The 17,811-nt window shown below is 58.0% G+C and carries 16 protein-coding genes and 2 tRNA genes; 17 read left to right on the plus strand and 1 reads right to left on the minus strand.

All coding sequences use genetic code 11. The annotated features are described in order from the left end of the window. Positions 1–100 precede the first annotated feature (100 nt). From carB to JV201_RS03620, 3 genes are read left to right on the plus strand one after another with little or no spacing between them, the layout of a single operon-like run. Positions 101–3,322 (plus strand): carbamoyl-phosphate synthase large subunit, encoded by a 3,222-nt coding sequence (carB, locus tag JV201_RS03610; protein ID WP_003212212.1) that lies wholly within the window; start codon positions 101–103, stop codon positions 3,320–3,322. Next, positions 3,319–3,795 carry a transcription elongation factor GreA gene (gene greA / locus JV201_RS03615; protein WP_003212209.1) on the plus strand — a complete coding sequence of 159 codons (477 nt, stop codon included), beginning with the start codon at positions 3,319–3,321 and terminating at the stop codon, positions 3,793–3,795. The genes carB and greA overlap by 4 nt, the downstream gene beginning before the upstream one ends. A gap of 28 nt (positions 3,796–3,823) precedes the next feature. Then, entirely contained in the window at positions 3,824–4,228 is a 405-nt protein-coding gene (locus JV201_RS03620) for a hypothetical protein (RefSeq protein ID WP_003212207.1), read from the plus strand. A gap of 8 nt (positions 4,229–4,236) precedes the next feature. On the opposite strand, the gene yhbY is transcribed toward JV201_RS03620, so the two are convergent. Next, on the minus strand, positions 4,237–4,545 hold the full coding sequence (gene yhbY, locus JV201_RS03625) for a ribosome assembly RNA-binding protein YhbY (RefSeq protein WP_003212205.1): 309 nt from the start codon (positions 4,543–4,545) through the stop codon (positions 4,237–4,239). Positions 4,546–4,650: 105 nt separating this feature from the next. On the opposite strand from yhbY, the gene rlmE reads away from it, so the two are divergent. The 14 genes from rlmE (at position 4,651) to rpsO (ending at position 17,705) form a co-directional block, all read left to right on the plus strand. Then, positions 4,651–5,301, plus strand: coding sequence for a 23S rRNA (uridine(2552)-2'-O)-methyltransferase RlmE (gene rlmE, locus JV201_RS03630; protein WP_003212203.1), 651 nt, complete (start codon positions 4,651–4,653; stop codon positions 5,299–5,301). Between the two features lie 200 nt (positions 5,302–5,501). Beyond that, positions 5,502–7,412, plus strand: a complete 1,911-nt coding sequence (gene ftsH, locus JV201_RS03635; protein ID WP_008436840.1) for an ATP-dependent zinc metalloprotease FtsH — start codon at positions 5,502–5,504, stop codon at positions 7,410–7,412. An 8-nt stretch (positions 7,413–7,420) separates the two neighbouring features. Then, positions 7,421–8,272, plus strand: coding sequence for a dihydropteroate synthase (gene folP, locus JV201_RS03640; protein ID WP_102368079.1), 852 nt, complete (start codon positions 7,421–7,423; stop codon positions 8,270–8,272). 16 nt (positions 8,273–8,288) lie between these two features. Further along, positions 8,289–9,626, plus strand: a complete 1,338-nt coding sequence (glmM, locus tag JV201_RS03645; RefSeq protein WP_003212196.1) for a phosphoglucosamine mutase — start codon at positions 8,289–8,291, stop codon at positions 9,624–9,626. Positions 9,627–9,692: 66 nt separating this feature from the next. Further along, positions 9,693–10,448 carry a triose-phosphate isomerase gene (gene tpiA, locus JV201_RS03650; RefSeq protein ID WP_003212194.1) on the plus strand — a complete coding sequence of 252 codons (756 nt, stop codon included), beginning with the start codon at positions 9,693–9,695 and terminating at the stop codon, positions 10,446–10,448. 4 nt (positions 10,449–10,452) lie between these two features. Continuing rightward, positions 10,453–10,836, plus strand: coding sequence for a preprotein translocase subunit SecG (secG, locus tag JV201_RS03655; protein WP_026078118.1), 384 nt, complete (start codon positions 10,453–10,455; stop codon positions 10,834–10,836). Between the two features lie 21 nt (positions 10,837–10,857). After that, positions 10,858–10,943 (plus strand) — tRNA-Leu (locus JV201_RS03660). Between the two features lie 96 nt (positions 10,944–11,039). Next, a tRNA-Met gene (locus JV201_RS03665) sits at positions 11,040–11,116 on the plus strand. A 140-nt stretch (positions 11,117–11,256) separates the two neighbouring features. Beyond that, positions 11,257–11,715 (plus strand): ribosome maturation factor RimP, encoded by a 459-nt coding sequence (gene rimP, locus JV201_RS03670; RefSeq protein ID WP_003235029.1) that lies wholly within the window; start codon positions 11,257–11,259, stop codon positions 11,713–11,715. A 47-nt stretch (positions 11,716–11,762) separates the two neighbouring features. After that, positions 11,763–13,244 carry a transcription termination factor NusA gene (gene nusA / locus JV201_RS03675; protein WP_003212187.1) on the plus strand — a complete coding sequence of 494 codons (1,482 nt, stop codon included), beginning with the start codon at positions 11,763–11,765 and terminating at the stop codon, positions 13,242–13,244. Between the two features lie 27 nt (positions 13,245–13,271). Continuing rightward, entirely contained in the window at positions 13,272–15,794 is a 2,523-nt protein-coding gene (gene infB, locus JV201_RS03680) for a translation initiation factor IF-2 (protein ID WP_003212186.1), read from the plus strand. Positions 15,795–15,953: 159 nt separating this feature from the next. Then, positions 15,954–16,355 carry a 30S ribosome-binding factor RbfA gene (gene rbfA / locus JV201_RS03685; RefSeq protein WP_003212184.1) on the plus strand — a complete coding sequence of 134 codons (402 nt, stop codon included), beginning with the start codon at positions 15,954–15,956 and terminating at the stop codon, positions 16,353–16,355. Between the two features lie 3 nt (positions 16,356–16,358). Further along, entirely contained in the window at positions 16,359–17,276 is a 918-nt protein-coding gene (gene truB / locus JV201_RS03690) for a tRNA pseudouridine(55) synthase TruB (RefSeq protein WP_003212182.1), read from the plus strand. Between the two features lie 159 nt (positions 17,277–17,435). Beyond that, complete coding sequence (rpsO, locus tag JV201_RS03695) at positions 17,436–17,705, plus strand: 30S ribosomal protein S15 (protein ID WP_003177875.1); 270 nt, start codon at positions 17,436–17,438, stop codon at positions 17,703–17,705. Positions 17,706–17,811 lie beyond the last annotated feature (106 nt).

Genomic DNA, 17,811 nt, shown 5'->3' on the forward strand with positions numbered 1-17,811 from the left:
CGGCCTGAGGGCGGCCCGGGAAACCGGCGGCCCCCTCGGGCTCTTCAAAGATTGTTCAAGACGGCTTGCCGACTGACCTGCGGATTTGAGTGACAAACCCATGCCAAAACGTACAGACATAAAAAGCATCCTGATTCTCGGCGCTGGCCCGATCGTGATCGGCCAGGCCTGCGAATTCGACTACTCCGGCGCCCAGGCCTGTAAGGCCCTGCGCGAAGAGGGCTACCGCGTCATCCTGGTGAACTCCAACCCGGCCACCATCATGACCGACCCGGACATGGCCGACGCCACCTACATCGAGCCGATCAAGTGGCAGACCGTTGCCAAGATCATCGAGAAAGAGCGTCCGGACGCCCTGCTGCCAACCATGGGTGGCCAGACCGCCCTGAACTGCGCACTGGACCTGGAGCGCGAAGGCGTCCTGGAGAAGTTCGGCGTAGAGATGATCGGCGCCAATGCCGACACCATCGACAAGGCTGAAGACCGTTCGCGTTTCGACAAGGCCATGAAGTCCATCGGCCTTGATTGCCCGCGTTCCGGTATCGCCCACAGCATGGAAGAGGCCAACGCGGTCCTTGAGCGCCTGGGCTTCCCGTGCATCATCCGTCCGTCTTTCACCATGGGCGGCACCGGCGGCGGTATCGCTTACAACCGTGAAGAGTTCGAAGAAATCTGCGCCCGCGGCCTGGACCTGTCTCCGACCAAAGAGCTGCTGATCGACGAATCCCTGATCGGCTGGAAAGAATATGAGATGGAGGTTGTCCGCGATAAGAAGGACAACTGCATCATCGTCTGCTCGATCGAAAACTTCGACCCGATGGGCGTGCACACCGGTGACTCGATCACTGTTGCGCCAGCACAGACCCTGACGGACAAGGAATACCAGATCATGCGTAACGCCTCGTTGGCGGTATTGCGTGAGATCGGCGTGGAAACCGGTGGCTCCAACGTCCAGTTCGGCATCTGCCCGGACACTGGCCGCATGGTTGTGATCGAGATGAACCCGCGTGTATCGCGTTCTTCGGCGCTGGCATCGAAAGCTACCGGCTTCCCGATTGCGCGCATCGCCGCCAAGCTGGCGATCGGTTACACCCTGGACGAGCTGCAGAACGAAATCACCGGCGGCGCAACACCGGCTTCCTTCGAGCCGTCGATCGATTACGTCGTCACCAAGCTGCCACGCTTCGCTTTCGAGAAATTCCCGAAAGCCGACGCCCGCCTGACCACTCAGATGAAGTCGGTTGGTGAAGTCATGGCCATCGGCCGGACCTTCCAGGAGTCCCTGCAGAAAGCCCTGCGCGGCCTGGAAGTGGGCGTTTGCGGCCTGGACGAGAAGCTCGACCTGAGCAACCCGGAAAGCATGAGCGTGCTCAAGCGCGAGCTGACCGTGCCGGGTGCCGAGCGTATCTGGTACGTGGCCGATGCTTTCCGCGCCGGCATGACCGTCGAAGACATCTTCGGCATGAACATGATCGACCCGTGGTTCCTGGTGCAGATCGAAGATCTGATCAAGGAAGAAGAGAAGGTCAAGACCCTCGGTCTGTCCTCCATCGACCGCGACCTGATGTTCCGCCTCAAGCGCAAAGGTTTCTCCGACATGCGTCTGGCCAAGCTGCTGGGCGTGACCGAGAAGAACCTGCGCACCCATCGCCACAAGCTGGACATCTTCCCGGTCTACAAGCGCGTTGATACCTGTGCGGCCGAGTTCGCCACCGACACTGCATACATGTACTCCACCTACGAGGAAGAGTGCGAAGCCGCGCCGTCGGGCCGCGACAAGATCATGATCCTGGGCGGCGGTCCAAACCGTATCGGCCAAGGCATCGAGTTCGATTATTGCTGCGTACACGCCGCTCTCGCCCTGCGCGAAGACGGGTACGAGACCATCATGGTCAACTGCAACCCGGAAACTGTTTCTACTGACTACGACACTTCCGACCGTCTGTACTTCGAGCCGGTAACCCTGGAAGACGTACTGGAAATCTGCCGTGTCGAGAAGCCAAAAGGCGTGATCGTCCAGTACGGCGGCCAAACCCCGTTGAAACTGGCTCGCGCACTTGAAGCTGCTGGCGTGCCGATCATCGGTACCAGCCCTGACGCTATCGACCGTGCCGAAGACCGTGAGCGCTTCCAGCAGATGGTTGAGCGCCTGAACCTGCGTCAGCCGCCAAACGCCACTGTGCGCAGCGAAGACGAAGCGATCCGCGCGGCCAGCAAGATTGGTTACCCGCTGGTGGTGCGTCCGTCCTACGTACTGGGTGGCCGGGCGATGGAAATCGTCTACGAAGAAGACGAACTCAAGCGTTACCTGCGTGATGCGGTGAAAGTGTCCAACGACAGCCCGGTGCTGCTGGACCACTTCCTCAACTGCGCTATCGAGATGGACGTGGATGCGGTCTGCGACGGCACCGACGTGGTGATCGGCGCGATCATGCAGCACATCGAACAGGCTGGCGTTCACTCCGGTGACTCCGCTTGCTCGCTGCCGCCATACTCGCTGCCTGCACACATCCAGGACGAGATGCGCGAACAGGTCAAGAAAATGGCCCTGGAGCTGGGCGTGGTCGGCCTGATGAACGTACAGTTGGCGCTGCAAGGCGAAGACATCTACGTCATCGAAGTCAACCCGCGCGCCTCGCGTACCGTGCCGTTTGTTTCCAAGTGCATCGGTGTTTCCCTGGCAATGATTGCTGCCCGTGTGATGGCCGGTAAGACCTTGAAGGAAATCGGCTTCACCAAGGAAATCATTCCGAACTTCTACAGTGTGAAAGAGGCGGTGTTCCCATTCGCCAAATTCCCTGGTGTGGACCCGATCCTGGGCCCGGAGATGAAGTCCACCGGTGAAGTGATGGGCGTGGGCGATACCTTCGGTGAAGCGTTCGCCAAAGCCCAGATGGGCGCCAGCGAAGTGTTGCCTACCGGCGGTACTGCGTTCATCAGCGTACGCGATGATGACAAGCCGCTGGTTGCAGGCGTGGCCCGTGATCTGATCAACTTGGGCTTCGAAGTCGTGGCCACTGCCGGGACCGCCAAGCTGATCGAGGCTGCCGGCCTGAAAGTGCGTCGCGTGAACAAGGTAACGGAAGGCCGTCCACACGTGGTCGACATGATCAAGAATGACGAAGTCACCCTGATCATCAACACCACCGAAGGTCGCCAGTCGATCGCGGACTCCTACTCCATTCGTCGTAACGCCTTGCAGCACAAGATCTACTGCACCACCACCATTGCTGCTGGCGAAGCTATCTGCGAAGCGCTGAAGTTCGGTCCTGAAAAAACTGTGCGTCGCTTGCAGGATCTACACGCAGGATTGAAGGCATGATCAAATACCCAATGACCGTCCAGGGCGCAAAAGCCCTGGAAGAAGAGCACGCCCACCTGACCAAGGTCGTCCGTCCAAAGCTGAGCCAGGACATCGGTACGGCCCGGGAATTGGGTGACCTGAAGGAAAACGCTGAATACCATGCTGCCCGCGAGCAGCAAGGTATGGTCGAGGCGCGGATCCGTGACATCGAAGGCCGCCTGCAGAATTCGGTGGTTATCGACGTCACGACCATCCCGCATACCGGCAAGGTGATTTTCGGCACCACCGTGGAAATCGCCAACGTCGAGACTGACGAAAGCGTGGTTTACCACATCGTGGGTGAAGACGAGGCCGACTTCAAACTCGGCAAGATCTCCGTCGGTTCGCCGCTGGCCCGCGCCTTGATTGCCAAGGAAGAGGGTGACGTGGTGGCCGTCAAGACGCCTGGTGGCGTGATCGAGTACGAGATTGTCGAAGTTCGTCACATCTGAAAGACGGCGCCCGCTTCGTGCGGGCGCCATGCTTTGGCAGTTTGCCCAGATGCTTTGGGTTGGCGGCCTATGGCTGTTACATATTGGTGTGCTGCCGGCGCTGGGCCTGATTGGCCTGGCACCGTTGCTGATCGATGAGGTCAGCGGATTATTAAGCGCGTTGCTGGTAGGTTTTGCAGCAGCGTGCGTGACGCTTCAGGCGCTGGTGCTGATCAAGGCCGAAGGCTTGGGGAGTCTGTGGCGGGATATTCGCGGGCAACTGCTGTTGATGGCGCTGTATGCGTGCGCAATGTTTTGCGTGGTGCGTATCTTTCTGCCGGAGGCGTTGCGCTGGCAGCTGTTCAGCTATCTTGTGCTAGGGTTTTCCGGGTTGGTGCTGGTTGTACAGCCGGCGCCAGGATGGAGTGGCAGGGCGTGCGAAGCACGCCCGTGACCCTTGTTTCACTTGAAGCGGTGTACGTTCGACAGTTGCTTGTTGGCGCTGAAGTTCTTGCGATACAGCAGCGCCATCTTGCCGATGACCTGAACCAGGTCCGCTTTGCCAGCCTTGCACAGTTCTGCAATAGCTGCCAGGCGCGCCTCGCGATCAAGGATGCTGACCTTGATCTTGATTAGCTCGTGATCGCCCAATGCGCGTTCAAGTTCGGCTAACACACCTTCAGTCAAACCGTTGTCAGCCACAATCAAAACTGGTTTCAGATGGTGGCCAATGGATTTGTACTGTTTCTTCTGCTCTTGAGTGAGCGGCATAATCTGACCCCTGCGTCTGATCTTGTAAAAAGCGGCGGCCAGTTTACCCGAGCGAGTCCGGGACCGCCCAGTTAATCACGACCCGTTTTATTTTCGAGGTGGCCCGTGGCCCGTTCCAAAACTAGCCTTAAGTGGCTGCAAGAGCATTTCAACGACCCTTACGTCAAAATGGCGCAAAAGGATGGCTACCGTTCCCGGGCCAGCTACAAACTGCTGGAGATCCAGGAAAAGGACAAGTTGATCCGTCCTGGCATGAGCGTTATCGACCTGGGTGCCGCCCCGGGTGGCTGGTCCCAGGTGACCAGTCGTCTGATTGGTGGACAAGGTCGTTTGATCGCTTCCGACATCCTGGAAATGGACAGCATCCCTGACGTGACCTTTGTTCACGGCGATTTTACCCAGGATGAAGTGCTGGCACAGATCCTTGAGGCCGTCGGAAATTCGCAGGTAGACCTTGTGATTTCCGATATGGCCCCCAATATGAGTGGATTACCGGCTGTTGATATGCCGCGAGCCATGTTCCTGTGCGAATTGGCACTGGACCTGGCAGGACGGGTACTGCGTCCGGGTGGTGACTTCCTGGTCAAGGTCTTCCAGGGTGAAGGCTTCGACGAGTATCACAAGAACATCCGCAAACTGTTCGACAAGGTACAGACACGCAAGCCTGACTCTTCCCGGGACAGGTCTCGCGAGCAGTATTTGCTGGGTCGTGGCTTCCGTGGCATTGAAGGCGCTGCCAGTGAAGAGCGCTTTTGAGAAATTTGACGGAGGCGATAGGTTTTTTTATATCGCTTTCGTCACGAAGCTTTACGAATATTGTGTAGTCAAAGTTTCACAAAGGGTTACAGACGGCGCCTGCCAGAGTTGTAGGTAATGTAGTAAGTTAGGCCGGTGAATATCATGCGAAGCACGCGCCAGTAGCGGAGCTTGCTTCAGAGGGTAGTTAATTGAACGATATGGCAAAGAATCTGATCCTGTGGTTGATCATCGCGGCTGTCCTCGTGACGGTGATGAACAACTTCTCCAGCCCTAACGAGCCGCAGACCCTCAACTATTCCGACTTCATCCAGCAAGTTAAGGATGGCAAGGTCGAGCGCGTAGCGGTTGATGGCTACGTGATTACCGGCAAGCGCAACGATGGCGACAGCTTCAAGACCATCCGTCCGGCAATCCAGGACAATGGCCTGATCGGCGACCTGGTGGATAACCACGTGGTTGTCGAAGGCAAGCAGCCTGAGCAGCAGAGCATCTGGACCCAACTCCTGGTGGCCAGCTTCCCGATACTGGTGATTATCGCCGTGTTCATGTTCTTCATGCGCCAGATGCAAGGTGGTGCGGGAGGCAAGGGCGGGCCGATGAGCTTCGGCAAGAGCAAGGCGCGCCTGCTTTCCGAAGATCAGGTGAAAACCACCCTGGCTGACGTTGCGGGCTGCGACGAAGCCAAGGAAGAAGTGGGCGAACTGGTTGAATTCCTGCGCGATCCGGGCAAGTTCCAGCGCCTGGGTGGCCGTATTCCTCGCGGTGTGCTGATGGTTGGCCCGCCAGGTACCGGTAAAACCCTGTTGGCCAAGGCCATTGCCGGCGAAGCCAAAGTACCTTTCTTCACCATTTCCGGTTCCGACTTCGTCGAAATGTTCGTCGGTGTAGGTGCCAGCCGTGTTCGCGATATGTTCGAACAGGCCAAGAAGCACGCTCCGTGCATCATCTTCATCGATGAAATCGACGCCGTTGGTCGCCATCGTGGCGCCGGCATGGGCGGCGGTCATGATGAGCGTGAGCAGACGCTTAACCAGTTGCTGGTTGAGATGGACGGCTTTGAAATGAACGACGGCATCATCGTGATCGCCGCAACCAACCGTCCAGACGTACTCGACCCCGCGTTGCTGCGTCCGGGCCGTTTTGACCGTCAGGTCGTTGTCGGGTTGCCAGACATCCGTGGTCGTGAGCAGATCCTGAAAGTGCACATGCGCAAAGTGCCAATGGGCGACGACGTGGCTCCGGCCGTGATTGCCCGTGGTACTCCAGGCTTCTCCGGTGCCGACCTTGCCAACCTGGTGAACGAGGCGTCGCTGTTTGCCGCCCGTACCGGCAAGCGCATCGTTGAAATGAAAGAGTTCGAGCTGGCGAAAGACAAGATCATGATGGGCGCCGAGCGCAAATCCATGGTCATGTCCGAGAAAGAGAAGCAGAACACCGCTTATCATGAAGCCGGTCACGCCATTGTTGGCCGCGTTGTGCCTGAGCATGACCCAGTCTACAAGGTATCGATCATTCCTCGTGGCCGGGCGCTGGGCGTCACCATGTTCCTGCCGGAAGAGGATCGCTACAGCCTCTCCAAGCGTGCCTTGATCAGCCAGATCTGCTCGCTGTATGGCGGCCGGATCGCCGAAGAGATGACCCTGGGCTTCGATGGTGTTACCACCGGTGCCTCCAACGACATCATGCGTGCCAGCCAGATTGCACGGAACATGGTGACCAAGTGGGGTCTGTCGGAGAAACTCGGTCCTTTGATGTATGCCGAGGAAGAAGGCGAAGTATTCCTGGGTCGCGGTGGTGGTGGTCAAGCTGCCAGCTTCTCCGGCGAGACAGCCAAGCTGATCGACTCCGAGGTGCGCAGCATCATTGACCAGTGCTACGGCACGGCCAAGCAGATCCTCACCGACAACCGCGACAAGCTCGACGCCATGGCTGATGCCCTGATGAAGTACGAGACCATTGATGCCGAGCAGATTGACGACATCATGGCCGGTCGTACGCCTCGCGAGCCTCGCGATTGGGAAGGTGGTTCGGGTACTTCCGGCACTCCGCCAGTGGTACAGAACGAACGTCCTGAAGCCCCGATCGGCGGCCCGGCTGCTGACCATTAAGGTTTGAAATGACTTCTGCGTTGTCCTCGACCCGGTTGCCTTGCGGCAGCCGGGTTCTTGATTTGGCCCATACACACGTCATGGGCATTCTTAATGTAACCCCTGATTCCTTTTCCGATGGTGGTCGCTTCAGTCAGCTTGATGCTGCGTTGCGCCATGCGGAAGCGATGGTGGCTGCCGGTGCGACTCTGATTGACGTCGGTGGCGAATCAACCCGGCCCGGCGCGCGCGCAGTTTCTCCCCTGGAGGAACTGGAACGGGTTGCTCCGATTGTCGAGCGCATCCATCAAGAGCTGGACGTCATCATCTCTGTCGACACCTCGACCCCTGCCGTTATGCGCGAAACTGCGCGGCTGGGTGCAGGGTTGATCAACGATGTGCGCTCTTTGCAGCGCGATGGCGCTCTGGATGCGGCCGCCGCGACGGGGCTGCCGGTTTGTCTGATGCATATGCTTGGCGAGCCGGGCACGATGCAGGACGACCCGCATTACGACAATCTGGTCGGTGAAGTGAAAGGCTTCCTTGCTGAGCGCATGGCTCAATGCGCGGCGGCGGGGATTGCTCCCGAGCGGATAATCCTCGACCCGGGATTTGGCTTTGCCAAGACCTTGCAGCACAATTTAAGCCTGTTCAAGCATATGGAATCCCTGCATGCCCTTGGTCGCCCCTTGTTGGTCGGGGTTTCGCGCAAGAGCATGATAGGTCTGGCGTTGAATCGTCCCGTGGGTGAGCGGCTGCATGGCGGCCTGGCACTTGCGGCACTTGCCGTGGTCAAGGGTGCGCGCATCTTGCGCGTGCATGACGTGGCCGAGACGATAGATGTAGTGCGGATGATCGCAGCGGTTGAATCAGCCGAATAAGAATGATGGAGCACTTATGACTAAAAAGTATTTTGGCACCGATGGCATTCGCGGTCGGGTCGGCGAATTCCCGATTACTCCCGATTTCATGCTCAAGCTGGGCTGGGCCGCCGGCATGGCGTTCCGCAGCATGGGGGCCTGCCGTATCCTGGTGGGTAAGGACACGCGTATCTCGGGTTATATGTTTGAGTCTGCGCTGGAGGCAGGTCTGTCTGCTGCCGGCGCTGATGTGATGCTGTTGGGGCCGATGCCTACGCCGGCGATCGCTTACCTGACGCGTACCTTTCATGCTGAAGCCGGTATCGTGATCAGCGCTTCGCACAATCCCCACGATGACAACGGCATCAAGTTCTTCTCAGGCCAGGGCACCAAGCTGCCGGATGAGATCGAGCACATGATCGAAGAGTTGCTGGATGCGCCGATGACCGTCGTCGAATCGAGCAAGCTGGGCAAGGTTTCGCGGATTAACGACGCTTCCGGCCGTTACATCGAGTTTTGCAAAAGCAGCGTGCCTAGCAGCACCAATTTTGCCGGGTTGAAGGTCGTCATCGACTGCGCCCACGGCGCGACTTACAAAGTCGCACCGAGTGTGTTCAAGGAGCTTGGCGCAGACGTTACTGTACTGTCGGCGCAGCCGAACGGCCTGAACATCAACGACAACTGCGGCTCAACCCACATGGGGCAGTTGCAGGCGGCTGTCCTGGCTGAGCATGCCGACTTGGGCATCGCGTTCGATGGTGATGGCGACCGCGTATTGATGGTCGACCACACTGGCGCGATCGTCGATGGCGACGACCTGTTGTTCATCATCGCCCGTGACCTGCATGAGCGTAACAAGCTGCAAGGCGGCGTCGTCGGTACCTTGATGAGCAATCTTGGCCTGGAGCTGGCCCTGGCAGATCTGGGGATCCCGTTTGTGCGCGCCAATGTCGGTGACCGCTACGTGATTGCCGACCTGCTGGAGCGTAATTGGCAGGTGGGTGGCGAAAATTCCGGTCATATCGTCTGCTTCCAGCACACGACTACCGGGGATGCGATCATTGCGGCGCTGCAGGTGCTGCTGGCGCTGCGTCGCCGTGAAGAAAGCCTGGCCCAGGCGCGGCAGGCGTTGCGCAAGTGCCCGCAAGTGCTGCTCAACGTGCGCTTTGCAGGCGGTGACAACCCTATCGAGCATCCGGCTGTCAAAGAGGCCAGTGAGCGCGTGACTGCCGCCATGGCGGGGCGTGGCCGGGTCTTGCTGCGCAAGTCGGGTACCGAGCCTTTGGTGCGTGTAATGGTCGAGGGCGAGGACGAAACACAGGTTCGCGGCTATGCCGAAGAGCTGGCAAAACTGGTAACTGAAGTTTGCGCCTGAATTCGGCTTGCCAGTGATGATGTGGTTGGGTAACATCTGCGCCCACTTTGACCGACGAGGTACAGCATGCGTCGCACTATGGTAGCTGGTAACTGGAAGATGCACGGTACCCGCGCCAGTGTCGCTGAGCTGATCAATGGCCTTCGTCATTTGGCCTTGCCTAGCGGTGTTGATGTCGCGGTATTCCCGCCTTGCTTGTATATCAATCAAGTGATTGATGGCTTGAAAGGCAAGTCGATCCAGGTCGGCGCGCAGAACTCTGCGGTGGAATCCATGCAAGGTGCGTTGACCGGTGAGATTGCACCGAGTCAGCTGGTTGATGCGGGTTGCTCCCTGGTGCTTGTTGGGCACTCCGAGCGCCGCCAGATCATGGGCGAGCGTGATGGGACACTCAATCGCAAATTCGCGGCGGCACAGGCTTGCGGCTTGGTTCCGGTGTTGTGCATAGGGGAGACCCTTGAGCAGCGTGAGTCCGGTAAAACTCTTGAGGTTGTCGGGCGTCAGCTGGGCAGCATCATCGAGGAGCTGGGAGTCGGTGCCTTTGCAAATGCAGTAATTGCTTACGAGCCGGTCTGGGCCATTGGCACCGGGCTGACTGCTTCGCCGCAACAGGCGCAGGATGTGCACGCAGCCATCCGCGCGCAGTTGGCGGCAGAGAATTCTGAGGTCGCACGAGGTGTGCGGCTTCTATACGGCGGCAGCGTGAAGGCGGCCAATGCGGTCGAACTGTTCGGCATGCCGGATATCGATGGGGGGCTCATTGGTGGAGCTTCCCTGAATGCAGATGAGTTCGGTGCGATTTGTCGCGCCGCGGGAAACTGAAAAAATGCTGGAAACAGTCATCGTTGTTTTTCATCTGCTGGGTGCACTGGGCGTAGTTGCTCTGGTTTTGCTGCAGCAGGGTAAAGGTGCGGACGCTGGTGCGTCTTTCGGGGCAGGTGCTTCAAATACTGTGTTCGGAAGCCAAGGTTCCTCTACCTTTCTTAGTAAGTTTACTGCTATACTTGCCGCCGGTTTCTTCATAACCAGCTTGGGGTTAGGTTACTTTGCTAAAGAGAAAGCTCATGTGCTGACTCAAGTAGGTCTCCCAAACCCAGCAGTGTTGGAAGTACCAAAAGCAAAACCGGCTTCTGATGATGTCCCGGTGCTTCAAGAGCAAAAGTCGGCTACTCCAGCGACTGACGTACCTCCAGCTCAAGAGCAGAAGTAAGAAGGTTGTAAACGCTGTATTGCCGAGGTGGTGGAATTGGTAGACACGCAACCTTGAGGTGGTTGTGCCCATAGGGTGTAGGGGTTCGAGTCCCCTTCTCGGTACCAATTATCAGGAGAGCCCGCTGTTGCGGGCTTTCTTGTAGGTGGAAGGTTACATTGACCCTGTAAGGGATCGGTCGTATACTTCCGCCCCAGCTTTGTCGCGGGGTGGAGCAGTCTGGTAGCTCGTCGGGCTCATAACCCGAAGGTCGTCGGTTCAAATCCGGCCCCCGCAACCAGTTTTAGCGGAGCCCCTTTTAAGGGGCTTTTTGTTAGCTGGACACTTTCAACGCCGCTGTTCGACGGCGTTTCAAGGATGGGCGTTTCGCCCATTTTTTTATTTTGCACAGCATGCACATACATGCACGAGGGGGTTCAGGTGTCGAGCAAGCTAGAAGAGTTGCAGGCCTTGTTGGCCCCGGTGGTCGTGGCCCTAGGCTATGAATGCTGGGGTATTGAGTTTTCGGCTCAAGGTCGCCACTCAATGTTGCGCGTTTATATCGATAAAGAGGGCGGCGTGCTGGTGGACGATTGTGCCATTGTCAGCCGTCAGATCAGCGGTGTCCTGGATGTTGAAGATCCGATCTCCGTTGAATACACCCTCGAAGTTTCCTCGCCTGGCATGGAACGCCCACTGTTCACTATTGATCAGTTTGCAAAATTTGCCGGTGAACAAGTGAAGATCAAGCTGCGCTCTCCCTTTGAAGGGCGACGCAACTTTCAGGGCCTTCTGCGCGGTGTAGAAGAGCAGGACGTCGTGGTGCAGGTAGAAGACCATGAGTTCCTGTTGCCGATCGATATGATCGACAAGGCCAACATTATTCCCAGTTTTGACTGAGACGCGGATCCCGCGGATCCAATGGCTTGCGAAAGGCGAGGCGTACGATGAGCAAAGAAGTACTGCTGGTTGTTGAGTCGGTATCCAATGAAAAGGGCGTACCGGCAAACGTGATTTTTGAAGCGCTGGAGCTGGCCCTGGCCACTGCTACCAAAAAGCGTTTTGAAGACGAAGTTGATCTGCGTGTGGAAATCAACCGCCACACCGGTGCCTACGAGACTTTCCGTCGCTGGACGGTCGTCGAAGAAGCCGATCTTGATGATCCGGCCATCGAAACCTGGCCGAGCAAGGTTGCTGAAACGCATCCGGGCGCCCAGGTCGGTGATGTCGTCGAAGAAAAGATCGAATCCATCGAGTTCGGCCGCATCGCTGCACAGACTGCCAAGCAAGTCATCGTGCAGAAGGTCCGCGAAGCCGAGCGCGCTCAAGTCGTTGACGCTTATCGCGAGCGCCTGGGGGAAATCATCTCCGGCACCGTGAAAAAAGTCACCCGCGACAACGTGATCGTCGACCTGGGTAACAACGCTGAAGCGTTGCTGGCCCGCGAAGACATCATTTCCCGCGAAACTTTCCGGGTTGGCGTGCGCTTGCGTGCGCTGCTCAAGGAAATCCGCACCGAGAACCGCGGCCCTCAGTTGATCCTGTCGCGTACCGCGCCGGAAATGCTGATCGAGCTGTTCCGCATCGAAGTGCCGGAAATTGCCGAAGGCCTGATCGAAGTCATGGCTGCGTCCCGCGATCCGGGTTCACGCGCCAAGATCGCGGTCCGCTCCAAGGACAAACGCATCGACCCGCAAGGCGCTTGCATTGGTATGCGCGGTTCGCGCGTCCAGGCAGTGTCGGGCGAATTGGGCGGTGAGCGTGTGGACATCGTCCTGTGGGACGATAACCCTGCGCAGTTCGTGATCAACGCAATGTCGCCTGCTGAAGTGGCGGCAATTATCGTTGACGAGGATGCCCATGCAATGGACATCGCCGTTGGCGCAGACAATCTGGCTCAGGCCATCGGTCGCGGTGGTCAGAACGTACGTTTGGCCAGCCAGTTGACCGGCTGGACCCTGAACGTGATGACCGAATCGGACATCCAGGCTAAGCAGCAAGCAGAAACCGGTGACATCCTGCGCAACTTCATCGACGAGCTGGAAGTCGACGAAGACCTGGCACAGGTGCTGGTAGATGAAGGCTTCACCAGCCTGGAAGAGATTGCCTACGTACCGTTGGAAGAAATGCTCAACATCGACGGCTTTGACGAAGACACCGTCAACGAGCTTCGCGCTCGGGCCAAGGATCGTTTGTTGACTAAAGCCATCGCTACTGAGGAAAAGCTGGCAGACGCCCATCCGGCCGAAGACCTGCTCTCGCTTGAGGGTATGGACAAGGATTTGGCGATGGAACTGGCGGTGCGCGGCGTAATTACCCGCGAAGACCTGGCCGAGCAGTCTATTGACGACCTGCTCGACATCGACGGCATTGACGATGATCGTGCCGGCAAGTTGATCATGGCCGCCCGAGCCCATTGGTTCGAGTAATTAGGCGCGGCCTGAGGAGAGAAGTGCATGACGCAAGTCACGGTGAAACAACTGGCCGATGAGGTCAAAACACCGGTAGAGCGCCTGTTGCAGCAGATGCGTGAGGCAGGTCTGCCGCACACCGCCGCCGACGAAGGTGTGAGCGATAGTGAGAAGCAGTCTTTGCTGACTCACTTGAAGAGCAGCCACAAGGCGAAAGTGGAAGAACCGCGCAAGATTACATTGCAGCGCAAAACCACCAGCACCCTGCGTGTTGCTGGCAGCAAGAGCATCAGCGTTGAAGTACGCAAGAAGAAAGTCTTCGTACAGCGCAGCCCGGAAGAAATCGAAGCCGAGCGCAAACGCGAACTGGAAGAACGTCGCGCAGTAGAAAATGCTGCTCGTCAGAAGGCTGAAGAAGAAGCCAAGCGTCGCGCCGAAGAAGAAGCGCGTCGCCAGCCTGCTGCTGCGCAACCTGCTAACACTGAGGCCGTTGCTGCGCCTAGCGCGCCTGTTGAAGCTGTTCGTGAGGCCGCTCCGGTTGCCGCCGCGCCAGCTCCTGCAGCCGACGCTCGCAAACGCGAAGAACCTCGCCGCCCGGACAAACCACGTGCCGACGATAACAATCGTCGTGGCAGTGGCGATGGTGAGCGCAAAAACGCTCCACATCGTGCTTCGGTCAAAGAGAAGGCGCCAGCGCCACGCGTTGCCCCACGTACTACCGACGAAGAAAGCGACAGCTTCCGTCGCGGTGGTCGCGGCAAGGCCAAGCTGAAGAAGCGCAACGCCCACGGTTTCCAGAGCCCAACCGGCCCTGTCGTGCGTGACGTGCAGATCGGCGAGACCATCACTGTTGGCGACCTCGCCAATCAGATGTCGGTCAAGGCTGCTGAAATCATCAAGTTCATGTTCAAACTGGGTACCCCAGCGACCATCAACCAGGTACTGGACCAGGAAACTGCCCAACTGGTTGCTGAAGAGCTGGGCCACAAAGTGACCCTGGTCAGCGACACCGCCCTGGAAGATTCCCTGGCCGAGTCCCTGAAGTTTGAAGGCGAGACGTTCTCCCGTGCGCCAGTCGTGACCGTAATGGGCCACGTTGACCATGGTAAGACCTCGCTGCTCGACTATATCCGTCGTGCCAAGGTAGCTGCAGGCGAAGCCGGCGGCATCACCCAGCACATCGGTGCATACCACGTTGAAACCGAGCGCGGCATGGTCACCTTCCTCGACACCCCTGGTCACGCCGCGTTTACCGCCATGCGTGCCCGTGGTGCCAAGGCGACTGACATCGTGATCCTGGTAGTTGCAGCGGACGACGGCGTAATGCCGCAGACCATTGAAGCTGTCCAGCACGCTAAAGCCGCTGGTGTTCCTCTGGTTGTTGCAGTGAACAAAATCGACAAGCCGGGCGCCGATCTCGATCGCATCCGTAGCGAACTGTCGGTTCACGGCGTGACTTCCGAAGAGTGGGGCGGTGATACGCCATTCGTTTCGGTTTCGGCGAAAGTCGGTACCGGTGTAGACGAACTGCTCGAAGCTGTCCTGCTGCAAGCCGAAGTTCTTGAACTGAAAGCAACTCCATCGGCCCCGGGTCGTGGTGTTGTGGTTGAATCGCGTCTCGACAAGGGTCGTGGCCCGGTTGCAACCGTTCTGGTTCAAGACGGTACCCTGCGCCAAGGCGACATGGTACTGGTCGGTTCGAACTATGGCCGTGTACGTGCCATGCTCGACGAGAACGGCAAGCCAATCAAGGAAGCCGGTCCTTCCATCCCTGTCGAGATCCTCGGCCTGGACGGTACCCCGGACGCTGGCGACGAGATGAGCGTGCTGTCGGACGAGAAGAAAGCCCGTGAAGTGGCTCTGTTCCGTCAAGGCAAGTTCCGCGAAGTCAAGCTGGCCCGTGCTCACGCCGGCAAGCTGGAAAACATCTTCGAGAACATGGGCCAGGCAGAGAAGAAGACGCTTAACATCGTCCTCAAATCTGACGTTCGTGGTTCCCTCGAAGCGTTGAACGGCGCCTTGAATGGCCTGGGTAACGACGAAGTGCAAGTGCGTGTGGTCGGTGGCGGTGTCGGTGGTATCACCGAATCCGATGCCAACCTGGCGCTGGCCTCCAACGCTGTACTGTTCGGCTTCAACGTGCGTGCCGATGCTGGCGCACGGAAGATCGTCGAGCAGGAAGGCCTGGACATGCGTTACTACAACGTCATCTACGACATCATCGAAGACGTCAAGAAAGCCCTCACCGGCATGCTTGGCAGCGACGTCCGGGAGAACATCCTGGGTGTGGCCGAGGTGCGTGACGTGTTCCGCTCGCCGAAATTCGGCGCGATCGCCGGTTGCATGGTTATCGAAGGTGTTGTGCACCGTAACCGTCCAATCCGTGTACTGCGTGAAGACATCGTTATCTTCGAAGGCGAGCTGGAATCCCTGCGCCGCTTCAAGGATGACGCTTCCGAAGTACGTGCCGGCATGGAATGCGGTATTGGCGTCAAGAGCTACAACGACGTCAAGGCGGGTGACAAGATCGAAGTCTACGAGAAGGTCCAGGTTGCTCGCAGCCTCTAACTCGCGTACTTCAAGGGCCACGCAGCGCCCGGGCATGCAAATGCCTGGCGCTGTGTCCGGACTCTAAACGCAACGCCCGGTCTGGCTTTTGTCAGGCCGGGCGTTTGCCGCTTTCAGACCCCACGGGTTTCACCGTGTGGCAGCAACAGGTAACAAGACATGGCAAAAGAATACAGCCGTACCCAACGTATCGGCGATCAGATGCAGCGTGAGCTGGCACAGCTGATCCGTCGTGAAGTAAAAGACCCACGTGTTGGCCTGGTCACCATCACCGCCGTTGAAGTCAGCCGTGACGTTGGTCACGCCAAGATCTTCATCACCGTGATGGGCCAGGACAACAGCGAAGAAATCGCGCAAAGCATCAAGGTGCTCAACTCCGCCGCAGGTTTCCTGCGTATGCAGTTGGCCCGCGAAATGAAGCTGCGCAGCGTTCCTCAGTTGCACTTCCACTACGACGAAAGTGTCGTGCGTGGCGCGCACCTGTCGGCACTGATCGAGCGGGCCGTGGCTGAAGACAATCAGCACCCGGAATCCGCCACGCCTGAAGACGCCAAGGAGTAATCGGTGGCTCAGGTCAAACGTATCCGTCGTAATGTCAGCGGCATCATTCTGCTCGACAAGCCCATTGGTTTTACCTCCAATGCGGCGTTGCAGAAGGTTCGCTGGCTGCTCAATGCCGAGAAGGCAGGGCACACCGGCAGCCTCGACCCCTTGGCCACCGGCGTGTTGCCGTTGTGCTTCGGCGAGGCCACCAAGTTTTCGCAATACCTGCTCGATTCCGACAAGGGCTACGAGACCCTGATGCAACTGGGCAAGACCACCACCACGGCAGACGCCGAAGGTGATGTTTTGCAGGTTCGCGAGGTGACCGTCGGTCGTGCTGATATCGAAGCTGCCTTACCTGCTTTTCGTGGGCAAATCAGTCAGATACCGCCGATGTACTCGGCTCTCAAGCGTGATGGCCAGCCTCTTTACAAGCTGGCACGTGCAGGGGAAGTGGTGGAGCGCGAACCGCGTTCTGTTACTATTGCGCGCTTGGAATTGCTCGCTGCTGAAGGCGACACTGCCCGGTTGGCGGTGGACTGCAGCAAAGGCACCTATATCCGTACCCTCGTGGAAGATATCGGTGAGCAACTAGGCTGTGGCGCATACGTTGCAGAACTGCGACGCACCCAGGCAGGCCCTTTCACCCTGGCCCAGACGGTCACGCTGGAAGAGCTGGAGGCAGTGCATGCCGAAGGCGGCAACGAAGCGGTTGATCGCTTCCTGATGCCATCGGACAGCGGTTTACTGGATTGGCCATTGCTGCACTTCTCGGAGCACAGCGCGTTCTACTGGCTTAACGGCCAGCCGGTACGTGCACCGGATGCCCCGAAGTTCGGCATGGTGCGGGTACAAGATCACAACGGTCGCTTTATCGGTATCGGTGAAGTGAGCGAAGACGGGCGCATCGCGCCGCGTCGACTGATTCGGTCAGAATGACCGAAACCAGTTTGTGGTAAAAGCGCAGTAGCTTTTACTCAAACTGGAACGAGGGTGGCTGTTAGCAGGCATGGTCACTACTCATTTTTAGATACAGGGATTTGTCCCTGGCCTGTTGAAACTGCCCTTTGGGTGGTTTCCTGAAAAAAGGATTGCCTCATGGCTCTCGACGTTCAAGAAAAAGCACAAATCGTTGCTGACTATCAGCAAGCTGTTGGTGACACTGGTTCGCCAGAAGTGCAAGTTGCACTGCTGACCCACAACATCAACAAGCTGCAAGGTCACTTCAAGGCCAACGGTAAAGATCACCACTCCCGTCGTGGTCTGATCCGCATGGTAAACCAGCGCCGTAAGCTGCTGGACTACCTGAAAGGCAAGGATCTGGGTCGTTATCAGACTCTGATCGGTCGCCTGGGTCTGCGTCGCTAATAAGCGATTGCGCTAGAGGTTGGTTGGCTGTCGTGTGTCAGTGGGTTTCCCGCTGGCCCATGGCAGGCTTCCAGCCTCAAGTTTTATCTGGATACACGTTTTACCC

This window comes from Pseudomonas sp. Colony2 (genome assembly GCF_019382755.1).
In the GTDB taxonomy this organism is placed as follows: domain Bacteria; phylum Pseudomonadota; class Gammaproteobacteria; order Pseudomonadales; family Pseudomonadaceae; genus Aquipseudomonas.